This window comes from Protofrankia sp. CiP1_Cm_nod2 (assembly GCF_920664355.1).
Taxonomy (GTDB): Bacteria; Actinomycetota; Actinomycetes; order Frankiales; family Frankiaceae; genus Protofrankia.
The window spans coordinates 19557-20108 of sequence record NZ_CAKKTL010000022.1 but is presented as its reverse complement, the minus strand read 5'-3'; the positions used below and the strand labels follow the sequence as shown (position 1 = coordinate 20108).

1 protein-coding gene is annotated in these 552 nt (G+C 74.8%); it reads left to right on the top strand.

Annotation, left to right across the window (positions count from 1 at the left end):
- Positions 1-49: 49 nt before the first annotated feature.
- Positions 50-552, top strand: a 503-nt coding sequence (locus NBW84_RS04220; protein ID WP_250281888.1) for an SAM-dependent chlorinase/fluorinase, incomplete at its 3' end; no start/stop codon positions are given.

Here is a 552-nt window from a genome sequence, read left to right as displayed (position 1 = left end):
GGGTGGACGGTGCTGATCACATGGGTGGCGGTGGGGGCACGTGGGTCGTGTGGGTTATGTGAGCTTCCTGACCGACTACGGGCTCGGCGACGGGTTCGTGGCGGCCTGTCACGGGGTGCTGCTACGGCACGCGCCCGGCGTGCGGATCATCGACATCAGCCATCTGGTGCCCGCCGGTGACGTACGGCGGGGGTCGGTCGTGCTCGCCCAGACGGTCGGTCACCTGCCGCCCGCGGTACATCTCGCGGTCGTCGACCCGGGGGTCGGCACCTCCCGGCGGGCGCTGGTCGTCTCCGCCCCGCGGGGCGTGCTCGTCGGCCCGGACAACGGGCTGCTGCCGCCCGCGGCCGACGTGCTCGGGGGAGTGCGCGCCGCGGTGGCGCTGGCTGTCCCGCACGGGGTGCCGGCGACCTTCCACGGGCGGGACGTGTTCGCCCCCGCCGCCGCCGCGGTCGCGGCCGGCCGGGATCCGGCGACGCTCGGAGAACAGATTGATCCGCATGGGCTGCTGCGGCTGGCACCACCGGTCTCCCGCCTGGTACATGCCCGCCC